Below are 21,322 nucleotides of genomic sequence, written 5' to 3' on the forward strand. Positions count from 1 at the left end.
GCAGGTTTTCTTTGAATGACGACTTTAGCAAAGGTGCGGACCGCTTTCGCGTTGGGCATACCCAATCTTGTACGCGTGGCGTCCTATCGCCTTGGCGTCAGAGCCGGTTTGAACCCGGTACTGCGCTTGGCTGGCGGAGTTGTTAAAGGGGTATTCTTCCGACCCGCCGAGCAAGAGCCTCTTGATCTGCCGGCTTCACAGCAGTGGCAAAAAACGGCTCTCTTGTTTAGCTATTGGCCGTTCACCATAGCCGCAAGTACTCCAAATTGGCATATCAATCCATTGAGCGGTGCCCGGATTGCTGAACCACAGAACAATTGGTGGCAGATTCCTGATTTCGATCCGGCTGTAGGCGATATCAAATCAATTTGGGAGGCCTCACGATTCGATTGGGTACTGGCTTTTGCTCAACGTGCAAGTACAGGCGATATCGCATCGCTTGATCGCTTGAATGCATGGCTGGCCGATTGGTGTGTACAGAACGCTCCTTATAAGGGCCCTAATTGGAAATGCGGACAGGAAGCCTCGATTCGCGTGATGCATCTGGCTATGGCTGCGTTACTACTGGGTCAAATCAGTTCCACGACACCGGCATTGCTGGAACTTGTACGCCTGCATCTGCAACGCATCGCGCCGACTCTGCGGTATGCCATAGCTCAGGATAACAATCACGGGACCTCCGAGGCTGCGGCGCTCTTCATCGGTGGCAGCTGGTTAGTTGCACATGGAGCGCGGGAAGGCGAGCTCTGGCAACGGCAAGGTTGTAAATGGCTGGAGAACCGGGCCGTGCGGTTGATCGGTGAAGATGGCAGCTTTAGCCAATATTCGTTGAATTATCACCGCGTTCTGCTGGATACGTTCTGCATGGTAGAGATTTGGCGCCAGCGTCAGTCCTTGCCGCGTTTCTCTCCTCTCTGGTACGCGCGATCTCTGGCGGCTAGCCGTTGGCTGCATGCGATGGTCAATGCCGAGAACGGTGACGGTCCCAATCTTGGCGCCAATGATGGCGCACGCCTTCTGCAGCTAACCGATACCGATTACCGCGACTTCCGTCCCTCAGTACAGCTCGCTATGGCTTTGTTTGCGAATGCTCGTGCCTACGAGACAGAAGGGGTATGGAATCTTCCTTTGCGTTGGCTTGGGGTCGAGTTACCAACAGTGCTGGCGGAGCAGCCGGGTAGCTGCCAGTTCGACAACGGTGGTTTTGCTGTGCTGCGGCGAGGGGCGGTCATGACGATGCTGCGATATCCAAGGTTCCGCTTTCGCCCTAGCCAGGCGGATGCGCTGCATCTGGATTTGTGGCTTGGGGGACGTAATCTGCTACGCGATGCAGGTACCTATAGCTACAACACTGAAGCACAGTGGTTGAGCTATTTCCCCGGTACTGCCAGCCATAACACCGTGCAGTTCGATGATCGCGATCAAATGCCCCGTCTGAGCCGTTTCCTGTTTGGTGACTGGCTGAAAACCTCATACCTGGAGCATCTCGATGTGCAGGCTGGGACCGTCAGCTTTGCCGCGGGTTACAGGGATGGATACAGCGCGAGCCATCGGCGTGGCGTTCACCTGCATGATGACTCGCTGGTGGTGAACGATCAGGTCGATGGCTTTCAACATAAGGCTGTGCTGCGCTGGCGTCTGGAGCCTGGTCAGTGGCTCTTCGAGGGCAATGTTTTGAGTAACGGCGAGCACGTTATTCAAGTACACGCTTCGGTACCTATCGTGCGGTTTGAGCTGGTTGGTGGCTGGGAATCGCGTTATTACCTGGAAAAAACCCAAGTGCCTGTGCTGGAGGTGGAGATAGACCAGCCAGGCTCGTTTATCACGGAGTATCGCTGGGCCTCATGAAAGTCCTTTATTTTCACCAGCACTTTTCGACCCCGAAAGGATCAACGGGTATACGCTCCTATGAAATGGCTCGTCGCCTTGTCGCGCGGGGCCACCAGGTGACCATGGTCTGTGGCAGTTACGGTGGTGGAGAAACTGGAATAGCCGTGCCGTTCGTTAACGGGATGCGTCGTGGCGAAGTGGACGGTATCGATATCATTGAGTACGACTTGGCCTATTCCAACAGCGATGGCTTTTTTAAACGCTCTATGACTTTTGTAAAGTTCGCTCTGCGCAGTATCGGCGTAGCACTGACCGCACGCTATGACTTGGCTTTCGCTACCACCACTCCCCTGACGGCTGGTATTCCAGGCATTTTTGCTCGCTGGTTTCGTGGGAAACCTTTTGTTTTTGAAGTTCGCGATTTATGGCCGGAGCTTCCCAGAGCTATGGGGGTGATTCGTAACCCATTGGTGCTGGGAGCCATGTCGGTTCTGGAATGGGTCAGTTATCGCTCGGCTCACCGTCTGGTGGGATTGTCGCCAGGTATTGTCGATGGGATTGCTAGGCTCGGCGTACCGCGTGAGCGTATTGCATTGATACCCAATGGCTGTGATTTGGATATCTTCGCTGGAGAGGTTGAACCTTGGCGGCCGTGGCAGGTGAAATCCGATGATCTGCTCGCGGTGTTCGCTGGAACTCATGGCGTTGCCAACGGACTGGATGCGCTCTTAGATGTTGCGGCTGAACTGAAACAGCGTGATCGGTCAGATATAAAGTTAATGCTTATTGGCCAGGGTAAGCTAAAACCTGCTCTACAGGATCGGGCTATCCGAGAGAACTTGGATAATATCGTTTTTCATGATCCCGTTAACAAGGCTCGCCTTTCTGGCTTGATGGCTGGAGCTGACGTAGGCTTGCAAACCCTGGCAAATATTTCAGCCTTTTATTATGGGACGTCACCTAACAAGTTTTTTGACTATATCGCAGCTGGTTTGCCGGTACTTAACAATTATCCAGGTTGGTTGGCTGGGATGATACGGGACAACCAGTGTGGTTTCGCCGTCGAGGCGGAAAACCCGCAAGCCTTTGCTGATGCCCTAGAACAGGCTGCTAACGACCGGGCTGTACTCAAGGTCATGGGTCTGCGTGCTCGTGAGTTGGCGGAGCGTGAGTTCAATCGCGAGCAGTTAGGTGATCGATTTGTCGATTGGCTGGAAGGAGTGAAGCAGTGATCAAGCGTCTTTTTGATATCGTTGCTTCTGCTCTTGGTTTGTTGCTGCTATCCATAGTTATTGCCGTTGTAGCTTGGAAAATTCGCCGCAAGCTCGGCTCGCCGGTGCTGTTTCGCCAAGTGCGGCCGGGCCTTAATGGTAAGCCGTTCGAGATGATCAAGTTCCGCACCATGCGCGATGCCGTGGATGCCCAAGGCAATTCGCTGCCCGACTCCGAGCGTATGACTCCGTTTGGTAGCTTTCTGCGTGCTAGTAGCCTGGATGAATTGCCGGAGCTGTGGAACGTGCTTAAGGGCGATATGAGCTTGGTCGGTCCGCGCCCACTGTTGATGGAATATCTACCGCTTTACAGTCCTGAGCAGTATCGACGGCATGAGGTGCGTCCAGGCGTTACCGGTTGGGCGCAAATCAACGGGCGTAATGCGCTGAGCTGGGAAGAAAAGTTCAAGCTGGATGTCTGGTACGTGGACAACCGCTCGCTATGGCTGGATCTGAAGATCCTCTTCCTAACCATCAAGAAGGTAGTCGTGCGTGATGGCATCAGTGCGGAAGGGGAGGTGACTATGCCGAAATTCACCGGCCGTAAGTTGTGAGCAGGTTGGCCATCCTTGGGGCGAGCGGCCACGGCAAGGTGGTTGCGGATACCGCCGAATGCTGTGGTTGGCAGACCGTCCAGTTCTTCGACGATGCGTGGCCAGATCTTCATGAAAATAGTATGTGGCCAGTCGTGGGCGATACGGCAGCTTTGATGAGCCGGTTAGCTGATTTCGATGGGGTGCTGGTTGCTATCGGTGATAACCGTATCCGTCATGCCAAGCTGCTTGAGCTCCAGGCGGCGGGGGCTCGCTTGGTGACACTGGTTCATCCTGCCGCCACCGTCAGTCGCTACGCCGCTATTGGCGAGGGGGCGGTTGTTTTTGCCGGTGCGGTGGTCAATGCCGGCGCGCGTATAAACCCGGGCGCTATTCTCAATACCTGCTGTAGCATCGATCACGATTGCCTGCTCGGCGATGCCGTGCATATCAGCCCAGGTGCGCGGCTAGCGGGCGGTGTGCAGGTGGGGGACTTGAGCTGGATTGGTATCGGTGCCAGCGTGCGTCAACTGATTTGTATTGGCCAGCGGGTGATGGTGGGCGCCGGTTCGGCGGTCATCGGTGATATTCCGGATGATGTGACTGTGGCTGGCGTGCCGGCCAAAAGGATGAGGTAACCAGAAGTATTATGCTCAACACCCCGTTTTCCCCCTGGCCAAGTTTCAGTGAAGAAGAGGCCGATGCCGTTCGCGATGTAGTTCTATCCAACAAGGTCAATTACTGGACGGGGCAGGAGTGTCGTGAGTTCGAGAAGGAGTTTGCGGCATGGGCTGGCACCGAGCATGCTATCGCGCTGGCCAATGGCACGGTAGCGCTGGATGTGGCGCTGCAGGCGTTGGGCATTGGCGCAGGTGATGAGGTGGTTGTCACACCGCGCACATTCCTGGCTTCGGTATCCAGCATCGTCAATCGCGGCGCGGTTCCGGTGTTTGCTGAGGTGGATCGTGAATCGCAGAACATCACTGCCGACACCGTTCGTGCAGTGCTGACGCCGCGTACCCGCGCTTTGATTTGTGTGCATCTCGCTGGCTGGCCGTGTGACATGGACCCGATAATGGAGTTGGCTAGCGAGCATGACCTCAAGGTCATCGAGGACTGCGCCCAGGCCCATGGCGCGCGCTACAAAGGGCGCTCGGTCGGCTCGATTGGTCACGTAGGAGCCTGGTCGTTCTGTCAGGACAAGATCATGACTACCGGCGGTGAGGGTGGGATGGTCACCACGAGTGACCGGGAGTTGTGGTCGAAGATGTGGTCGTTCAAGGATCACGGTAAGAGCTGGGAGGCTGTCTATGAGCGCGAGCATGCGCCGGGCTTCCGTTGGCTGCATGAGAGCTTCGGCACCAACTGGCGGATGTTGGAAGTGCAGGCCGTAATTGGTCGGATTCAGCTTCGCCGTATGTCTGACTGGCATGCAACTCGTCTGGCCAATTGCGAGCGTATCTGGGCCGTTGCCGAGACCCTGAAGGGACTGCGCGTTCCCGAGGTCCCTCAAGAAGTCGCACATGCGGGCTACAAATGCTATGTCTTTGTTGAGTCGGCAGAGCTTGCAGAAGGGTGGAGTCGGGATCGCGTCCTTGGCGAGATATCTGCGCGAGGGGTGCCGTGCTTCTCCGGCTCCTGCTCAGAGGTCTATCTGGAAAAAGCGTTTGACGGTACCGGTTGGCGCCCCGCAGAGCGTTTGCCGGTTGCGCGGGAGCTGGGGGAGACGAGCCTGATGTTCCTCGTGCATCCGACGCTGACAGTTGCCGAAATCGAACAGACCTGTGCAGTGCTTGCCGAAGTGATGACGGCCGCAGTCGAACGATAAGGATACGAAGTGTGTTGAGGTTGGTAGAAAAATTGCGGTCTCGATTAGTCTCGCTACCGCGGCGCTATAAGCGCCTAATCCAGCTAGCGGCGGATATCGTGCTGGTCTGGCTGGCGCTCTGGCTGGCCTTTGTGGTGCGGCTGGGTGACTCTAAAAATATCGAGCCGTTGGATGGCCATGCCTGGCTGTTTGGTATCGCTCCCGTCATCGCTATTCCATTCTTTATCCGCTTCGGCATGTACCGCGCGGTGATGCGCTATTTCGGCAACGATGCGCTGATGGCCATTGCCAAGGCTGTCACATTGTCTGCTTTGTTACTTTCCCTCGCTGTGTATTGGAACTCCGGCGCGCCAAAGCTGATCCCGCGCTCGATGGTATTCAACTACTGGTGGCTGAGCTTGGTTCTGATCGGTGGTTTGCGGTTGGTGATGCGTCAGTACTTCATGGGCGACTGGTTTTCGCCGGATTCGCTCACGAAATTCAAGGGACGCGACGCGAGTTTGCCGAAAGTGGCGGTTTACGGTGCTGGTGCAGCGGGTAATCAGTTGGTGGCGGCGTTGCGTTTGGGGCGCGGTATGCGCCCGGTAGCGTTCATCGATGATGATCCTAATCTGTACAATCGAACCATTGCCGGACTGCGGGTTTATTCGCCCAAGCATATCCAGCAGATGATCGATGAGACGGGCAGCGACGAAATCCTGTTGGCGATTCCTTCGGCATCGCGCGCGCGGCGGCGTGAAGTGCTGGAGAATTTGGAGCATTACCCGCTGCACGTGCGTAGCGTGCCGGGTTTCATGGATCTGGCGAGCGGACGGGTCAAGGTCGAGGACATTCAGGAAGTCGATATCGCAGACTTGCTCGGGCGGGACGCCGTGCCACCTGAGCAAGCGCTGTTCGAGCAGTGCATTCGCGGCAAGGTAGTCATGGTGACGGGCGCGGGTGGTTCGATCGGCTCTGAGCTGTGCCGGCAGATTCTCTCGAACAAGCCACAGGCGCTGCTGTTGTTCGAGCATAGCGAATTCAATCTCTACAGCATCCACATCGAGTTGGAGCGCACTATCGAGCGCGCCTCGCTGCCGATCCGACTGGTGCCAATCCTGGGTTCCATTCGCAACCCCGAACGCTTGCTGGACGTGATGCGCACCTGGCAGGTTGAAACGATCTATCACGCTGCTGCCTACAAGCATGTGCCGATGGTGGAGCACAATGTCGCCGAGGGCGTGCTGAACAATGTGCTGGGCACCCTGAATACCGCGCAGGCGGCGGTGCAGGCTGGCGTCGCCAATTTCGTGCTGATCTCCACTGACAAGGCCGTGCGACCGACGAATGTCATGGGCAGCACCAAGCGTCTCGCGGAGATGATTCTGCAGGCGTTGAGCCGTGAGACGGCGCCCTCTCTGTTCAATGCCGATGGGGCGGTGCACCACGTCAACAAGACGCGCTTTACGATGGTGCGATTCGGCAATGTGCTCGGCTCGTCAGGTTCGGTGATACCGCGCTTCTACGCGCAGATCCGCGCGGGCGGGCCGGTGACGGTGACGCATCCGAAGATCACCCGTTACTTCATGACCATTCCCGAAGCAGCGCAGCTGGTGATTCAGGCCGGCTCGATGGGGCAGGGCGGCGATGTGTTCGTGCTCGACATGGGACAACCGGTGCGGATTGCCGAGTTGGCCGAAAAGTTGATTCACCTGTCCGGCCTGAGCGTGCGCTCGGAAAAATGCCCGCATGGGGATATCGCCATCGAGTACACCGGCCTGCGCCCGGGTGAGAAATTGTACGAAGAGCTGCTGATTGGCGATAACGTCAGTCCGACCGATCACCCGATGATAATGCGTGCCAATGAGGAATTCCTTACCTGGAACGTGCTCAAGGGCATCTTGGCGAAGCTGCTCAAGGCGGTCGATGAGGATGATTACCCGCAGGTTCGTCTGTTGCTGCGTGAGGTGGTCAGCGGCTACGTACCAGAAGGTGAAATCGTCGACTGGATCTATCAGCAGCGTCGCGCCGAACCCAGCGAGTGAGAGCGGAGGGCTGCCGCTCGCTCGGTTGATGACGCTTCACTTGGTGCGGCCTTATCCGTATACGTTCGCCGGCCGGCCGGTGAGTCGAGTCGGCCCATGATTTATCGCTGGTGGCGGCCGTAGCACCTCAGCTATCGAGTCGCTGGCGCTTATTAGGTGCGGGTCACCTTCACTCAATCCACAATCCGCTCGCGCCTTCAGTGCCGAGCGCTTAGTTCGGACATGCTCAGCAGCTGTTTTTCCTGATTCCAGTCGAAGGGCTCGTCGTTCTGTTCGGCCTCATAGCGGCGCTCTTCGAGAGCCTGAAAGATGGCGATTTCCTCGTCGGGCATGTAGTGCAGGCAATCGCCGCCGAAGAACCACAGCAGGTCGCGCGGCACCAGATGAGCGATCTGCGGATAGCGGTGGAAGACTTGGCAGATCAGGTCCTGACCCATATGGCGCTCTTCCGGCACGTTCTGCAGGTTCATGATCAGCTCGTCGAAGCGCTCGAGGAACAACGCGTGGCTCTCTTCCGAAACCTGTTCCGCCTCGCCCATGGCGAGCAGGATGCCGCGCAGATGGGCCAGCAGAGCCAGGTTGTGGTCGTGATAGGGATTGGCCATGTATGCACCTGTGTCGAATTTCTGGGGTCGCGATTATAGGCGTGTGCGCCAGCGTACGGGCTTGTTTGATTGACTCGTGATGGCGCCGAGGGTTCGACGCCTTCTTTCGGTTTGGGCGGGGGATGCCACTTTGAAGTGCATAGCGAGCAGCAGTCCCGCGCGAGCGTCCATGCTGCGGTGGCTGCGCGGTGCCGTCACTCCTTAGCGTGTTCTGCCTGCCTGCAACTCCAGCTCTTCCTTGCTGAAATCATCCACATCGATGACACGCCGCCTGGCGACTTCCGCCTCCTGCAAGCGCTCGGCCTCGTCGTCGGAGAGCACCTCCGCAGCCTGCGCGGTGCCGATGACATCGGCACCAGGGGCGGGTTTGAATGTGCCTGTCTTGAGTGCCTGCTGCAGCTTTTTCGCCGCCGGTTGGCTGGCTTTCAGACTGTCGAATGCATGGTGCAGGGCGCCCAAGGGTTCCTCTGGGCTCTGTGGGCGGTAAAGTCCATCAAGCAACTGCTCCAGCGCTGGGTCGCCCTCCGGTCGTCCGAGGATCGCTGCTACCTCGGCATCCAGCCTGTCCGACGGACCGTGATGTCTGGCTCCGAACGGGAATACCAGCACCTGCAACAGCCCTCCCAGGATGCGATTGGGGAAATTGCCGAGGATGTCGCGCAGCGCTATTTCACACTGGTGCAGGCAGTCTTCCAGCGCCCAGCGCAGCAGTGCGTCCTGTTCGGCCGGCTGGCCCAGATCGTGGTAGCGCTTGAGCGCCGCCGAGGCTAAATAAAGGTGGCTGAGTACATCGCCCAGGCGTGCGGACAGCCGCTCGCGCCGCTTCAGTTCGCCGCCCAGCAGCATCATCGAGAGATCGGCGAGCATGGCGAAGGCTGCAGCGATACGGTTGAGCGCCAAGAAGTAGGGCCGTGTCAGCTCGTTGCCCGGCGCCTTGCCGAAGCGGCCGAGCGTCAGGCCGAGTACCAGCGTGCTGGCGGTGTTGCCGATGGCGAAGCCGATGTGCTGCATCAGCAACTGGTCGAACTTCGCTGCTGCCGCATCGCGGTCCGGCTCGTGGACCAGTGCCATCTCCTTCAGCACGAACGGGTGGCAGCGGATCGCACCCTGACCGAAGATCATCAGATTGCGCGAGAGGATATTGGCGCCCTCGACCGTGATGGAGATCGGCGCGGACTGCCACAGGCGTCCCAGATAGTTGTTCGGCCCCAGAATGATCCCCTTGCCTCCGTGGATATCCATCGCGTCGCGTACGCAGACGCGGCCGCGCTCGGTGAGGTGGTACTTGAGGATCGCCGACAGCACCGAGGGCTTCTGGCCAAGGTCCACGGCGCTGGCGGTGAGGGTTCGGGCGGCGTCCATCAGCCAGGCATTGCCGCCGATGCGTGCCAGCGGCTCCTGGATGCCTTCGAAGGCCGCCAGCGGTACGCCGAACTGTTCGCGGATCTGCGCGTAACGCCCGCTGACATAGCTGCAGACCTTGGCGGCGCTGACGCCAGTGGCCGGCAGGGAAATCGAGCGGCCGACCGACAGGCAGTTCATCAGCATCATCCAGCCCTTGCCGATCATGTCGCGCCCGCCGATGACGGCGTCGAGCGGCACGAAGACGTCCTTGCCCCAGTTCGGACCGTTCATGAAAGCGGCGCCGAGGGGGAGGTGGCGACGGCCGATCTCGACGCCGGCGGTGTCGGTGGGGATCAGCGCCAGGCTGATTCCCAGCTCGTCCTCATCGCCCAGCAGATGGTCGGGATCATAGGTCTTGAAGGCGACGCCGAGCAGGGTAGCGACTGGTCCGAGGGTGATGTAGCGCTTCTCCCAGTTCAGTCGCAGGCCGAGCACTTCCTCGCCCTGCCATTGGCCTCTGCAGATGATGCCGCTGTCGTTCATCGCGCCGGCATCCGAGCCGGCGTAGGGCCCGGTTAGGGCGAAACAGGGGATATCGGTGCCAGTGGCCAGGCGCGGCAGGTAGTGGCTGCGCTGTTCGTCGGTGCCGTAGTGCATCAGCAGCTCGGCCGGGCCGAGCGAGTTGGGCACCATCACGGTGCTGGCGAGGTCGCCGCTGCGGGTCGCGAGCTTCATCACGATCTGCGAGTGGGCATAGGCGGAGAAGCCTTTGCCACCGTATTCCTTGGGAATGATCAGCGCGAAGAATCCCTGTTCCTTGATGTAGTCCCAGGCCTCGGGCGGCAGGTCTAGCCGCTGGGCGATATCCCATTCGCTGACCATCGCGCAGAGGGTTTCGGTGGGGCCATCGAGAAACGCCTGCTCTTCTTCGGTCAACCGGGCTGCAGGGTAGTCGAGCAGTACGTTCCAGTCCGGTCGGCCGCTGAACAGTTCGCCATCCCACCACACGGTGCCGGCTTCGATGGCATCGCGCTCTGTGTCCGAGATGGGCGGCAGCACTCGCTTGAACCAGTCGAACATCGGTCCGCTCACGTACTTGCGTCGCAGATCAGCCACCAACAGCGGCACGGCTGTGACGATCAGCAGCAGCCAGAGAATCGCGACCAGCCAGCCGGACACCTCGTCCGCGGCGCTCATTGCCAGCAGGTAGACAGTCACCAGGGCCAGCGATGGGACGAGTGGCAGTCGCAGATGCGCGATGACGACGATGCCAAGCAACAGGACCAGTAACCAGACCAATGTCATTGAGGTCATTCCTTATCGACGAGTTGAGTTAACAGCATAGGCTTCTCGGGTACGTGTGTAGACAGGGTGCCGCGGCGCATCGAGCCTGGATCGGGCGAATGTCGCGTGCCTACAGGCTCTGTGCGCGGCGCGAGCAGGGGGCTGAGCATGACTCGCCGCGTCGACGGTCAGGAGCAGCGCGGAAATCTGCGGTTGCAATCGAGGCATGCCGACCTTATCTAGGATCATCCTTCTCGCGTTGTGTGCATTCCTTATGAGTACTGCTCTGTCCATCCGGCAGTTGACCAAGACCTATGGCAATGGTTTCCAGGCCCTCAAGGGGATCGATCTGGACGTTGCCGAAGGCGATTTCTTCGCCTTGCTCGGCCCCAACGGCGCCGGCAAGTCCACCACCATCGGCATCCTCTCCACGCTGGTGAACAAGAGCGGCGGAACGGTGAATGTGTTCGGCCACGATCTGGATCGCGATCCCTCCGGACTCAAGCGTTGCCTGGGTGTGGTGCCGCAGGAGTTCAACTTCAACCAGTTCGAGAAGGCCTTCGACATCCTTGTCACCCAGGCCGGCTACTACGGCATTCCGGCAAAGATCGCCAAGGAGCGCGCCGAGCGCTACCTCAATCAGCTGGGCCTGTGGGACAAGCGTGACGTGTCCTCGCGAATGCTTTCCGGCGGCATGAAGCGCCGGCTGATGATCGCCCGCGCGCTGATCCACCAGCCGCGCCTGCTGATTCTCGACGAGCCGACAGCGGGCGTGGATATCGAGCTGCGCCGCTCGATGTGGTCGTTCCTCACCGAACTGAATCGTGAGGGCATCACCATCATCCTGACCACGCACTACCTGGAGGAGGCCGAGCAGTTGTGCCGCAACATCGGCATCATCGACCACGGTCGCATCGTCAAGAACACCAGCATGCGCGAGCTGCTCAAGCAGCTGCACGTGGAGACCTTCCTGCTCGACCTGAAAGAATCGCAGCTGGTGCCACCGGAGCTGGGTGGTTATCCGTCGCGGCTGGTCGACCATCACACCCTTGAGGTGCAGGTGGAGAAGAGCCAGGGGGTGACCGAGCTGTTCCGCCTGCTCGCCGCGCAGGGCATCGAGGTGCTGAGCCTGCGCAACAAGACCAATCGGCTGGAGGAACTGTTCGTGTCGCTGGTGGAAACCAACCTGCAGAAGGTGAGCCCATGAGTGCCGAGTTGCGCCCCAACCTGGTCGCGCTGCAGACCATCGTGCAGCGCGAAATCCGTCGCTACACACGCATCTGGCCGCAGACATTGCTACCCCCGGCGATCACCATGGTGCTGTACTTCGTCATCTTCGGCAGCCTGATCGGTGCACGAATCGGCGAGATGGGCGGCTTCAGCTACATGGACTACATCGTGCCGGGCCTGATCATGATGTCGGTGATCACCAACTCCTACAGCAATGTGGTATCGAGCTTCTTCAGCACCAAGTTCCAGCGGTCCATCGAGGAGCTACTGGTTTCGCCGGTGTCACCGCAGGTGATCGTCATCGGCTTTGCACTGGGCGGTATCACCCGCGGCCTGGCGGTGGCATTGATCGTCACGCTGCTGTCGATGTTCTTCACCGATCTGCAGGTCCATCACGCCGGCGTCATGGTGCTGGTGATTGTGCTGACGGCGACGATCTTTGCCCTAGGCGGCTTCATCAACGCGGTGTATGCACGCAACTTCGACGATATCTCGATCATCCCAACATTCGTGCTGACGCCGCTGACCTACTTGGGCGGCGTGTTCTACTCGATCAACCTGCTGCCGCCGTTCTGGCAGATGCTGTCGCTGGCCAACCCGATCCTGCACATGGTCAACGCCTTCCGCTACGGCATCCTCGGCGTGTCGGATATTCGCATCGGCGTGGCGATCAGTTTCATGGCCGTGGCGGCGGTGCTGCTGTACCTGTTCTGCGTGCGTCTGCTCAAGAGTGGGCGTGGTATGCGCCAGTAATCGCCGGGCACCGTCCCGCACTGAAAAAAACGCCGCAAAGCTTTACACTTCGCGGCGTTTTTCGTTCAGGTTCCCGTCATGCAGCATCCCGCAGAACATTCGCCGCTGGGTAAGTCCAGCGCCTACGTCGCCACTTACAGCCCCGAGCAGCTGTTCCCCATCCCGCGCGCGCCAAAGTGGGCCGAGCTGGGCCTGAGCGCAGCGACGCTGCCGTATCGTGGCGTAGATATCTGGAACTGCTACGAGCTGTCCTGGCTGCTGCCGTCGGGCAAGCCGGTGGTGGCCATCGGCGAGTTCGCCATCCCGGCCGATTCGCCGAACATTATCGAGTCGAAGTCGTTCAAGCTCTACCTCAACTCGCTCAACCAGTCGGTCTTCGCTTCCCGGGAGGCGTTGCTCGAGGTGATGCAGCGCGATCTTTCGGCCGCGGCGGGCAAGCCGGTTACGGTTCGCCTTCGCAGTCTCGACGAGGTTGCCAGCGAGGGCATCGCAGGATTGCCGGGGCGTTGCATCGACGAGCTGGACGTGGTGATCGAGCATTACGACTCGCCTCGACCGGACTTGCTGCGCTGCGATGCGAATCGGCAGGTGGAGGAGTGCCTGCACAGCCACCTGCTCAAGTCCAACTGTCCGGTGACCGGTCAGCCGGACTGGGGCAGTGTGGTGGTGGAGTACAACGGACCGGCATTATTGCCGGAGAGTCTGCTGGCCTACCTGGTGAGCTTCCGTCAGCACGCGGATTTCCACGAGCAGTGCGTGGAGCGCATCTTTCTCGACCTGCAGCGGCTGTTGCAGCCTCGCCGGCTCACGGTCTACGCACGCTATGTGCGCCGCGGCGGGCTCGACATCAACCCTTACCGCAGCACCGAAGTCGTGCAGCCGGACAATCGCCGGCTGGTGCGCCAGTAAGCGCGAGCGCGATGGCAGCCGGCGAGCTTGGTTGCCGGCTGCGCAAGGCGCCGTTCAGATACCCATGTTGGCCAGACTTTGCATGATATTGCGCAGTGTCATGGCCATGCTCGGGTGGCTGACTTCGAAGCGTTCCACGGCGAGATTGACGCCGTCGACCAGCGAATCGCTGTATTCGGCCTCGCCGTCATCCGCCAGACGGGCCTCGATATCCTGGGCGATAGCTTGGAGCGACGCGCGCTCCTCGTCGGTCAGCGGGGTGTCCTGCGCCAGTTGATTACGCAGTTCTTCGAGCTGCGACTGCAGATCATTTGCCGGCATGTTGCTTCCCTCTCGTGGTTGCGGAGCGACACGGCGATGATCCGTGTCGGATGGATGAAGGTTAAACCAGCGCTTGGGCGCTTGTCTGTGCCTTTGCAGCGGATCTCCCGCCGAATTCTGCGCGGGACGCTCCGCGTGTCCGTGCGCTGCCGAAACGCTATTGAATGGTTTTATACTGCGCCGCTTGGATCGGCAGGTGGTTCGGCCACCGACTTACAGGAGAGTTGCAATGCACAAGATCGGCATGCGGTGGTTCGGGCTTTTCAAGGTGCCTCTGGTGGCTGCGATGGCACTGGGGGCACCCGTGCTGCAGGCTGCCGAGGAAGATCCGTGGGAGGGCTTCAATCGCGCGGTGTTCCGTTTCAACGATACGCTCGATACCTACACCCTCAAGCCGCTTGCCAAGGGTTACCAGAAGGTGACCCCGACCTTCCTTGAAGACGGGATCGGCAATGTCTTCCGAAACCTCGACGATGTGGTCGTGCTGACCAACGATCTGCTGCAAGGCAAGGTACACGAAGCGGGTATCGATACCAGCCGCATTCTGTTCAACACCACCTTTGGCCTGCTGGGCTTCTTCGACGTGGCGACCCGCATGGGGCTGCAGAAAAACGACGAAGACTTCGGCCAGACACTGGGCGTCTGGGGCCTGGGTAACGGCCCTTACGTCGTCCTGCCGCTGTTGGGGCCAAGCACCGTCCGCGATGCCGCCGGGCGGGTGCCGGATTCGTTCCTGCAGCCTTACCCGCATATCGACCATGTGCCAACGCGCAACGTGACGCGCGGTGTGGAGGTGGTCGATACACGTGCGGAGCTGCTTTCCGCGGAGAAGATGATCACCGGCGACAAGTACATCTTCGTGCGCAACGCCTACCTGCAGAATCGCGAGTTCCGCACACTGGACGGGCAAGTCGAGGACGACTTCTGATCGACGCGCCGCCCTCGCCCTAAGGGGAGGCGAGCCGTGGCCGCGGGATGCGCAATGTGATGGCGCTCCCGCTCCCGGCGCTCAAAGTATTGCGAGGATCGCCAGCCCCAGGCTTTGCCGGCCGTCTTCGAGCGTGCTGATGCGCACCACCTCGGTCTCGGCGTCCAGGCCCTTGAGCGTGGGGTGCTCCGAGGGAATCAATACTCGCAACTTGTCGCCCATCTTCAAGCTGGTGGGCGCGACCACCTGCATACCCGTGCTCGACAGATCGACGCACGTGCCGTCGATCTGTCGCTCGCCATCGAGCAACTGAACGACGCTGTCGACGTGCATGCGAATGAAGTCGCGCTTCTCGCTGTAATCCCGGTCTTTCTGAGTCATATGCTGGTCCTTTCCATATATCCACGACGCTTCTTATAGCTGGCGATAATGCCATCGGCAAAGGCGGGCTTGTGGCCGGGGTGCTTGGCTTGAAACGCCGTTCGTATGGGAGTACCGTCTGCGCCTTGAAACGAACCCACGAGCCGCGCCCCGCGCGAAGTCCACACTCTGGCCAATCATCCTGGCGGATACCGCCTGGTAGGAACATGCATAAACCAAGCGCGACGCTACTGATCATAGATGACGACGATGTGGTGCGGGCCAGCCTCGCTGCCTATCTGGATGACAGTGGTTTCCGGGTACTGCAGGCCAGTAGCGGGCAGGAAGGCATGGAGCTGTTCGAAACCGAACAGCCCGATCTGGTCATCTGCGACCTGCGCATGCCCCAGATGGACGGCCTTGAGCTGATTCGTCAGATCAGCGAGCGCCAGGCCGATCTGCCAGTCATCGTGGTATCCGGTGCCGGGGTGATGAGCGATGCGGTAGAGGCCCTGCGCCTGGGCGCCGCCGACTACCTGATCAAGCCGCTGGAAGATCTGGCCATGCTCGAGCACTCGGTGCGCCGTGCGCTCGATCGCTCACGCCTGCGTCTGGAGAACCGGCGCTATCGCGAGCAGCTGGAAACGGCTAACCGTGACCTGCAGGCCAGCCTGCATCTGCTGCAGGAAGATCAGGATGCTGGTCGCCAGGTGCAGATGAACATGCTGCCGGTGACCCCCTGGAGCGTGGACGGCTTCGACTTTGCTCACCAGATCATCCCCTCGCTGTATCTGTCCGGCGACTTCGTCGACTATTTTCGCGTGGACGAACGGCGCATAGGCTTCTATCTCGCCGACGTGTCCGGGCATGGTGCTTCGTCGGCATTCGTCACCGTCCTGCTGAAGTTCATGACCACGCGGTTGCTCTACGAGTCGCGCCGCGGCGGCACGTTGCGTGAGTTCCGGCCATCCGAAGTGCTCGACCATATCAACCGTGGCTTGATCAACTGCAAGCTGGGCAAGCATGTGACCATGCTCGGCGGCGTGATCGACACGGAGCATGATGTGCTGCACTACAGCATCGGCGGGCATCTGCCGATGCCGGTGCTTTATAACGGTGACAGTGCCCGCTATCTGGAAGGGCGAGGCTTGCCGGTAGGTCTGTTCGTCGAGGCGACCTATCAGGATTTCGAGCTCAAGCTTCCCGAAACCTTCAGTCTGACGTTGCTCTCGGACGGCATTCTGGACCTTTTGCCGGGCGACACACTCAAAGAAAAAGAGTCCGCGTTGCCAGAGCTCATCAGCGGCGCTGGCGGCACGCTGGACGGTTTGCGCCGGACCTTCGGTCTGGCCGAGCTGGCAGACATGCCCGACGATATAGCCTTGCTGGTGTTGAGCAGGAACCTTGCATGAGTACTGGTAAGATCCAGTTCGCCGAGATGGACGGTACCTTTGTCCTGAAGTTCGTCGGTGAAATTCGCTTGACGCTGTGTTCGGCATTGGATGCCACGATCGACAAGATCTTCTCGTCGCTGAATTTCTCCGCGATCGTCATCGATCTCACGGAAAGCCGCAGCATCGACAGCACCACCCTCGGCCTGCTGGCCAAACTGTCGATCCTCTCGCGGCAGAAGGTCGGCATGCTGCCGACGCTGGTGACCACTCACCCGGACATCACCCGTCTGCTGCAATCGATGGGTTTCGATCAGGTATTCAACATCGTCGACACCCCGCTACCGTGCCCGGAGTGCCTGGCTGACCTGCCGTCGCAGGATCAGTCTGAAGACGTGGTCAAGGCCAAGGTGCTCGAGGCTCACCGCATCCTGATGAGCCTCAACGAATCGAATCGCGAGGCCTTCCATGACCTCGTCACCGCACTGGAGCGGTCCTGATCAGGCCAGCGCCTTGAGCAGACCTTCGAGCTTCTCCTGATCACGAGCGAACTGGCGGATACCCTCGGCCAGTTTCTCGGTCGCCATCGCATCTTCGTTCAAGCCCCAGCGGAAACTCGCCTCATCCAGGCTGATGCGTGATTCGCTTCCGCGACCCGGTGCCAGGCGGCGCTCCAGAGTGCCGCTTTCCTCGGCGAGCTGGCCCAGCAGTTCCGGGCTGATGGTCAGCCGATCACAGCCGGCCAACGCCTCGATCTGCCCGATGTTGCGGAAGCTGGCGCCCATCACCACAGTGTTGTAGCCGTGCGCCTTGTAGTAGTCGTAGATGCGGCTGACCGACTGCACGCCTGGATCTTCCGCACCCTGATAGTCACGGCCTTCGTGCTTCTTGTACCAGTCGTAGATGCGGCCGACGAATGGCGAGATCAGAAACACGCCGGCTTCGGCACAGGCCACCGCCTGGGTGAAGGAGAACAGCAGGGTGAGGTTGGTCTGGATGCCGGCCTTTTCCAGCTGCTCGGCTGCACGGATACCTTCCCAGGTGGATGCGATTTTGATCAACACGCGCTCGCGGCCGATGCCGGCCTGCTCGTAGAGGCCGATCAGACGCTCGGCACGCTGGATCATCGCCTGACTATCGAAGGACAGCCGGGCGTCCACCTCGGTCGAGATGCGTCCGGGGATCAGTTTTAGAATTTCATGGCCCACCGCCACGGCAAACAGATCGCAGGCGAGGCCGATATCGCTCTTGCACCGCGCCATGGCCGCGTTCAGGTGCTCGGCATAACGTGGCAGCGCAGCAGCCTTGAGCAGCAGCGACGGATTGGTGGTGGCATCAACCGGTTGCAGACGGGCAATGGCGTCGATGTCGCCGGTGTCGGCGACAACGGTGGTGAACTGCTTGAGTTGTTCCAGCTTGGAAGTCATGAAAAAGAAGGCTCCGTCCGATGATTGGCATGACCTTACCCGAGCGCACCAGCCCGCTCAACGGGCGGATGGCCGCGGGCACGCCAGGCTTTGATGGGCATGCAGGCGCAGCGTTCCCTTGCTTCGCGGAGGGTCAATGTCCTTCGAGCAGGGCGCAGGCCTGGTCGAGCAGGGCGAGCGGATCGGCTGTCTTGTGAATGTCCACCGAGAGGAGCTGGCGAAAACGCCGCGCACCGGGAAAGCCCGAACCCAGGCCAAGCACGTGGCGGGTCACGTGATGCATGGCGCCGCCTGCCGCCAGATGCCGTTCGATGTACGGGCGCATGTTGCGTAGCGCCTGCGCGCGGCTGGGGCTTGGCGCATCGCTGCCGAACAGGCGCTGGTCGACCTGAGCCAGCAGGTAGGGATTGTGGTAGGCCTCGCGGCCGAGCATCACGCCGTCGAAGGTCTGCAGGTGCGCCTCGCATTCCTCGAGGGTCTTGATGCCGCCGTTGAGGATGATCTCCAGCTCTGGGAAGTCCCGCTTTAGCTGTGCGGCGACGTCATAGCGTAGCGGCGGCACCTCGCGATTCTCCTTTGGCGACAGGCCTTCGAGAATGGCGATGCGCGCATGCACGGTGAAGCTGCGACAGCCGGCATCGCGTACCTGGCCGACGAAATCGCAGAGCTCGGCGTAGCTGTCGCGGCCATTGATGCCGATGCGATGCTTGACCGTCACGTCGATGCCCACGCTGTCGCGCATCGCTTTCACACAGTCGGCCACCAGCGCCGGATGAGCCATCAGGCAGGCGCCGATCATGTTGTTCTGCACGCGGTCGCTAGGGCATCCGACGTTGAGGTTGACCTCGTCGTAACCGGCCGCTTCGGCCATCTTCGCGCAGGCCGCCAGGTCCGCCGGGACGCTGCCACCCAGCTGCAATGCCAGCGGATGCTCGCTCTGGTCATATCCCAGGTAGCGTGGCGCATCGCCGTGGATCAGCGCGCCGGTGGTGACCATCTCGGTGTAGAGCAGCGCATGCCGAGACAGCTGGCGCAGGAAGTACCGACAATGGCGATCGGTCCAGTCCATCATCGGCGCGACGCTGAATCGTCGACTTGCAACAGATTGATTTGAAAGGGAGTTATCCAACGTATCGACCGCAGTTCAGTAAGGGGGATGCAGAAGGGGCGGCATTATACAGGTGCGCTGCACCACCCTGATTCTGGATACTGCTTGCGGGTTACGCGCGCCGATGAAGTGCGCTTCCTGGGGATCGTGAACCGGGAGACTTCTTGTCCGGAGGCGGCGCTGTGCTGATCGAGCCTATTGTCGCTCAGCAGGCCGCGATCCGCGGCTTGTTCGATACCACGATGTCGGCCGGATAAAAAACACCAGTTACCGTCCGGCGTTGGGTGGCGGCTGCCGACGGCTTGGCGGCAGCCGTATCGCATTATTGTTCCGGGGTCAGGATTGGTTCGTCTTGCTGCTTCAACAGAAAGACAAGAAATCTGGCGGGTTCGCTGCGGCTCGCGTTGTGTCCGACCGTATGGAGGTCATCCGGGCCTTCATAGAAGATTTGACCCGGTGTCAGCGTGACTGGCTCGCCGCCGCGTACGCCCATGACAATCGAGCCTTCCAGCACGTACACAACGCCGTGTGCGTTGTGCCGGTGCACGGGATCGCCGCCGCCTGGCGGGTAAACCACCTCGATGACCACGGCTTCCTTGCCTGGATGTTCGGCCAGCGGTTTGCTGAACAGCGGGTTTACCTGCACTTGGGCGGGCTGCTGCTGTGCACTGGCGGCGCCAGCGGTCAGCAGCAGCAAAGTGAGCAGGCTGAGCTTGTGCATGGTTTTATCCTCATTTCGGATCGCTATGGCGCTGACGTTAAAGCCGAGGGGCTTTCCGGCCAGCGCACCGATGCGTGGTCACGCGAGGCCGGACTTGTCTACGCCGAAGGCCTTGTCATAGCTGCCGGGCACGACACGGAAGCCGATATTGATCCGGTTCCAGGCGTTGATTGACATGATCTGGAAGGTCAGGTCCGACAGTTCCTTTTCAGAAAACTGGCTGCGGACCCGCTCGTAGATGTCGTCGGGCACGCCCTGAGCGGGAATCGCGGTCAGGATCTCGGTCCACTCCAGCGCCGCACGTTCACGCGGGCTGAACAGCGTAGATTCACGCCAGGTGACGACATGGTGCAGCCTAAGCGGGCGCTCGCCGTGGATCGTCGCTTCCTTGACGTGCATGTCGACGCAGAACGCGCAGCCATTGATCTGCGATGCGCGAATATCCACGAGGTCGCGGATCGGTTGCTCGATGGCGCACTGCTTGAGTGCAAGGCTGAACTCGATGAGCTTCTTGAACAGCTCCGGGGATTGCTTCTGGTAGTCGATGCGCTGAGACATGTTGGGAACCTCGATAGGCAAAAGGTTGGTAACGGGCGCCGGGCTTATCCCCGCGGTGCGCGGCTGAGCCAGTTCTGAAAACGCGTCCAGCCACGGCGCGGGGTCATGCCAGCGACCAGCGAGCGATCATTCAGCTCACTGCCAAAGTAGCGTGCGTGGACGTCCGCAATGACCTGGCGCTTGTCGCCTCGTGCGGTCAGGAACTTGCGGGCAATCTCATCGAGAGGGAAACAGTCCGGGCCGGCGATCTCGACGATGCCGTTGACTGGTGCGCCGACCGCGAGGTCCGCCAGGGCAATGGCAACGTCATCCGCGGCGATGGGTTGCATGAGTGCCGGGGAAAGGCGTGCAATATCGCCCTCCGTGCCAGATTCGATGATGCTGCCGATGAACTCGAAGAACTGCGTCGAACGCAGGATGGTATAGGGGATCCGCGACCCTTCGATCAGAATTTCCTGGGCCAGTTTTGCGCGAAAGTAACCGCTATGCGGCAGGCGATCTGTGCCAACCACAGAGAGTGCCACGTGGTGTTCCACGCCTGCCTCGGCCTCGGCAGCTAGCAGGTTTCGACTGGAGGTCTCGAAGAAGTCCAGTACGGCCTGGTCTTCGAACGAAGGAGAGTTCGCCACGTCGATCACCACCTGGGCACCGCTCAGTGCCTGCGCCAGGCCGCGGCCGGTGACAGTATTCACGCCGGTGCCGGGTGATGCCGCCACGACCTCGTGACCATCCAGACGCAGCCTGTTCAGGACGTTCGAGCCAATTAACCCTGTACCACCCACTACGACTATTTTCATGTTCGGGTCCTCGATTCGTTATCGATCACCGTTGTGGTGACCGATGGACTGAGCATGCGATCTGGGCGAGCTGAACACCTTGTCGTTGCCTTGGCTTTCC

The 21,322-nt window shown here is 60.1% G+C and carries 21 protein-coding genes; 12 read left to right on the plus strand and 9 right to left on the minus strand.

Features of this window, described 5'->3' with window-relative positions; genetic code table 11:
* Positions 1 to 15: 15 nt before the first annotated feature.
* Genes N8H22_RS17440 through N8H22_RS17465 form a run of 6 tightly spaced genes read left to right on the plus strand, consistent with a single transcriptional unit; the run spans position 16 to position 7,486 of the window.
* Positions 16 to 1,848: a heparinase II/III-family protein gene (locus N8H22_RS17440; RefSeq protein ID WP_264591763.1), complete on the plus strand. Its 1,833-nt coding sequence runs from the start codon at positions 16 to 18 to the stop codon at positions 1,846 to 1,848.
* Entirely contained in the window at positions 1,845 to 3,062 is a 1,218-nt protein-coding gene (locus N8H22_RS17445; RefSeq protein WP_264591764.1) for a glycosyltransferase family 4 protein, read from the plus strand. The genes N8H22_RS17440 and N8H22_RS17445 overlap by 4 nt, the downstream gene beginning before the upstream one ends.
* On the plus strand, positions 3,059 to 3,655 hold the full coding sequence (locus N8H22_RS17450; RefSeq protein WP_264591765.1) for a sugar transferase: 597 nt from the start codon (positions 3,059 to 3,061) through the stop codon (positions 3,653 to 3,655). The genes N8H22_RS17445 and N8H22_RS17450 overlap by 4 nt, the downstream gene beginning before the upstream one ends.
* Positions 3,652 to 4,272, plus strand: a complete 621-nt coding sequence (locus N8H22_RS17455) for an acetyltransferase (RefSeq protein WP_264591766.1) — start codon at positions 3,652 to 3,654, stop codon at positions 4,270 to 4,272. The genes N8H22_RS17450 and N8H22_RS17455 overlap by 4 nt, the downstream gene beginning before the upstream one ends.
* A gap of 11 nt (positions 4,273 to 4,283) precedes the next feature.
* Positions 4,284 to 5,462 (plus strand): DegT/DnrJ/EryC1/StrS aminotransferase family protein, encoded by a 1,179-nt coding sequence (locus N8H22_RS17460; protein WP_264591767.1) that lies wholly within the window; start codon positions 4,284 to 4,286, stop codon positions 5,460 to 5,462.
* A 20-nt stretch (positions 5,463 to 5,482) separates the two neighbouring features.
* The gene (locus N8H22_RS17465) at positions 5,483 to 7,486 is read left to right on the plus strand and encodes a nucleoside-diphosphate sugar epimerase/dehydratase (protein WP_264591805.1); all 2,004 of its coding nucleotides are present in this window, start codon (positions 5,483 to 5,485) and stop codon (positions 7,484 to 7,486) included.
* 197 nt (positions 7,487 to 7,683) lie between these two features.
* Here N8H22_RS17465 and N8H22_RS17470 read toward each other — a convergent pair whose 3' ends face one another.
* Together N8H22_RS17470 and N8H22_RS17475 are read right to left on the minus strand one after the other, a co-directional pair.
* Positions 7,684 to 8,091 (minus strand): PA2817 family protein, encoded by a 408-nt coding sequence (locus N8H22_RS17470; RefSeq protein WP_264591768.1) that lies wholly within the window; start codon positions 8,089 to 8,091, stop codon positions 7,684 to 7,686.
* A gap of 201 nt (positions 8,092 to 8,292) precedes the next feature.
* Positions 8,293 to 10,740: an acyl-CoA dehydrogenase gene (locus N8H22_RS17475; protein ID WP_264591769.1), complete on the minus strand. Its 2,448-nt coding sequence runs from the start codon at positions 10,738 to 10,740 to the stop codon at positions 8,293 to 8,295.
* Positions 10,741 to 10,993: 253 nt separating this feature from the next.
* On the opposite strand from N8H22_RS17475, the gene N8H22_RS17480 reads away from it, so the two are divergent.
* From N8H22_RS17480 to queF, 3 genes are all read left to right on the plus strand, one after another.
* On the plus strand, positions 10,994 to 11,926 hold the full coding sequence (locus N8H22_RS17480; RefSeq protein ID WP_264591770.1) for an ABC transporter ATP-binding protein: 933 nt from the start codon (positions 10,994 to 10,996) through the stop codon (positions 11,924 to 11,926).
* Positions 11,923 to 12,702: an ABC transporter permease gene (locus N8H22_RS17485; protein ID WP_264591771.1), complete on the plus strand. Its 780-nt coding sequence runs from the start codon at positions 11,923 to 11,925 to the stop codon at positions 12,700 to 12,702. The genes N8H22_RS17480 and N8H22_RS17485 overlap by 4 nt, the downstream gene beginning before the upstream one ends.
* 78 nt (positions 12,703 to 12,780) lie before the next feature.
* Positions 12,781 to 13,611 carry an NADPH-dependent 7-cyano-7-deazaguanine reductase QueF gene (queF, locus tag N8H22_RS17490; protein WP_264591772.1) on the plus strand — a complete coding sequence of 277 codons (831 nt, stop codon included), beginning with the start codon at positions 12,781 to 12,783 and terminating at the stop codon, positions 13,609 to 13,611.
* Positions 13,612 to 13,665: 54 nt separating this feature from the next.
* Here queF and N8H22_RS17495 read toward each other — a convergent pair whose 3' ends face one another.
* Positions 13,666 to 13,932, minus strand: coding sequence for a DUF4404 family protein (locus N8H22_RS17495; protein ID WP_264591773.1), 267 nt, complete (start codon positions 13,930 to 13,932; stop codon positions 13,666 to 13,668).
* 286 nt (positions 13,933 to 14,218) lie between these two features.
* Between N8H22_RS17495 and N8H22_RS17500 the strand changes: the two genes are divergently transcribed.
* Positions 14,219 to 14,860 carry a VacJ family lipoprotein gene (locus tag N8H22_RS17500; protein WP_264591806.1) on the plus strand — a complete coding sequence of 214 codons (642 nt, stop codon included), beginning with the start codon at positions 14,219 to 14,221 and terminating at the stop codon, positions 14,858 to 14,860.
* An 81-nt stretch (positions 14,861 to 14,941) separates the two neighbouring features.
* Here the strand turns inward: N8H22_RS17500 and N8H22_RS17505 are convergent, their stop codons facing one another.
* The gene (locus N8H22_RS17505) at positions 14,942 to 15,241 is read right to left on the minus strand and encodes a PilZ domain-containing protein (protein ID WP_264591774.1); all 300 of its coding nucleotides are present in this window, start codon (positions 15,239 to 15,241) and stop codon (positions 14,942 to 14,944) included.
* 206 nt (positions 15,242 to 15,447) lie between these two features.
* On the opposite strand from N8H22_RS17505, the gene rssB reads away from it, so the two are divergent.
* Both rssB and rssC read left to right on the plus strand, forming a co-directional pair.
* On the plus strand, positions 15,448 to 16,632 hold the full coding sequence (gene rssB / locus N8H22_RS17510; RefSeq protein ID WP_264591775.1) for a two-component system response regulator RssB: 1,185 nt from the start codon (positions 15,448 to 15,450) through the stop codon (positions 16,630 to 16,632).
* A complete protein-coding gene (gene rssC, locus N8H22_RS17515) occupies positions 16,629 to 17,111 on the plus strand; it encodes an anti-sigma factor antagonist RssC (protein WP_264591776.1) in 483 nt (160 codons plus the stop codon). The genes rssB and rssC overlap by 4 nt, the downstream gene beginning before the upstream one ends.
* Here rssC and tal read toward each other — a convergent pair whose 3' ends face one another.
* From tal to N8H22_RS17540, 5 genes are all read right to left on the minus strand, one after another.
* Complete coding sequence (tal, locus tag N8H22_RS17520; protein ID WP_264591777.1) at positions 17,112 to 18,038, minus strand: transaldolase; 927 nt, start codon at positions 18,036 to 18,038, stop codon at positions 17,112 to 17,114.
* A 133-nt stretch (positions 18,039 to 18,171) separates the two neighbouring features.
* Positions 18,172 to 19,167, minus strand: a complete 996-nt coding sequence (dusA, locus tag N8H22_RS17525) for a tRNA dihydrouridine(20/20a) synthase DusA (RefSeq protein WP_264591778.1) — start codon at positions 19,165 to 19,167, stop codon at positions 18,172 to 18,174.
* A gap of 301 nt (positions 19,168 to 19,468) precedes the next feature.
* Positions 19,469 to 19,867: a cupin domain-containing protein gene (locus tag N8H22_RS17530; RefSeq protein WP_264591779.1), complete on the minus strand. Its 399-nt coding sequence runs from the start codon at positions 19,865 to 19,867 to the stop codon at positions 19,469 to 19,471.
* A gap of 78 nt (positions 19,868 to 19,945) precedes the next feature.
* Entirely contained in the window at positions 19,946 to 20,425 is a 480-nt protein-coding gene (locus N8H22_RS17535) for a carboxymuconolactone decarboxylase family protein (protein ID WP_264591780.1), read from the minus strand.
* A 44-nt stretch (positions 20,426 to 20,469) separates the two neighbouring features.
* A complete protein-coding gene (locus N8H22_RS17540; protein ID WP_264591781.1) occupies positions 20,470 to 21,222 on the minus strand; it encodes an SDR family oxidoreductase in 753 nt (250 codons plus the stop codon).
* Between the last annotated feature and the right edge of the window lie 100 nt (positions 21,223 to 21,322).

Origin of the sequence: Stutzerimonas sp. S1 (genome assembly GCF_025966695.1) — a bacterium.
Lineage (GTDB): Bacteria > Pseudomonadota > Gammaproteobacteria > Pseudomonadales > Pseudomonadaceae > Stutzerimonas.

Coding starts and splice junctions, on each gene's coding strand:
- queF (WP_264591772.1), top strand. CDS start 12,781: ATGCAGCATCCCGCAGAACATTCGCCGCTGGGTAAGTCCAGCGCCTAC.
- rssB (WP_264591775.1), top strand. CDS start 15,448: ATGCATAAACCAAGCGCGACGCTACTGATCATAGATGACGACGATGTG.
- N8H22_RS17475 (WP_264591769.1), bottom strand. CDS start 10,740: ATGACATTGGTCTGGTTACTGGTCCTGTTGCTTGGCATCGTCGTCATC.
- N8H22_RS17480 (WP_264591770.1), top strand. CDS start 10,994: ATGAGTACTGCTCTGTCCATCCGGCAGTTGACCAAGACCTATGGCAAT.
- N8H22_RS17460 (WP_264591767.1), top strand. CDS start 4,284: ATGCTCAACACCCCGTTTTCCCCCTGGCCAAGTTTCAGTGAAGAAGAG.
- rssC (WP_264591776.1), top strand. CDS start 16,629: ATGAGTACTGGTAAGATCCAGTTCGCCGAGATGGACGGTACCTTTGTC.
- N8H22_RS17440 (WP_264591763.1), top strand. CDS start 16: ATGACGACTTTAGCAAAGGTGCGGACCGCTTTCGCGTTGGGCATACCC.
- N8H22_RS17505 (WP_264591774.1), bottom strand. CDS start 15,241: ATGACTCAGAAAGACCGGGATTACAGCGAGAAGCGCGACTTCATTCGC.
- N8H22_RS17535 (WP_264591780.1), bottom strand. CDS start 20,425: ATGTCTCAGCGCATCGACTACCAGAAGCAATCCCCGGAGCTGTTCAAG.
- N8H22_RS17485 (WP_264591771.1), top strand. CDS start 11,923: ATGAGTGCCGAGTTGCGCCCCAACCTGGTCGCGCTGCAGACCATCGTG.
- N8H22_RS17500 (WP_264591806.1), top strand. CDS start 14,219: ATGGCACTGGGGGCACCCGTGCTGCAGGCTGCCGAGGAAGATCCGTGG.
- N8H22_RS17445 (WP_264591764.1), top strand. CDS start 1,845: ATGAAAGTCCTTTATTTTCACCAGCACTTTTCGACCCCGAAAGGATCA.
- N8H22_RS17495 (WP_264591773.1), bottom strand. CDS start 13,932: ATGCCGGCAAATGATCTGCAGTCGCAGCTCGAAGAACTGCGTAATCAA.
- tal (WP_264591777.1), bottom strand. CDS start 18,038: ATGACTTCCAAGCTGGAACAACTCAAGCAGTTCACCACCGTTGTCGCC.
- N8H22_RS17470 (WP_264591768.1), bottom strand. CDS start 8,091: ATGGCCAATCCCTATCACGACCACAACCTGGCTCTGCTGGCCCATCTG.
- N8H22_RS17540 (WP_264591781.1), bottom strand. CDS start 21,222: ATGAAAATAGTCGTAGTGGGTGGTACAGGGTTAATTGGCTCGAACGTC.
- N8H22_RS17530 (WP_264591779.1), bottom strand. CDS start 19,867: ATGCACAAGCTCAGCCTGCTCACTTTGCTGCTGCTGACCGCTGGCGCC.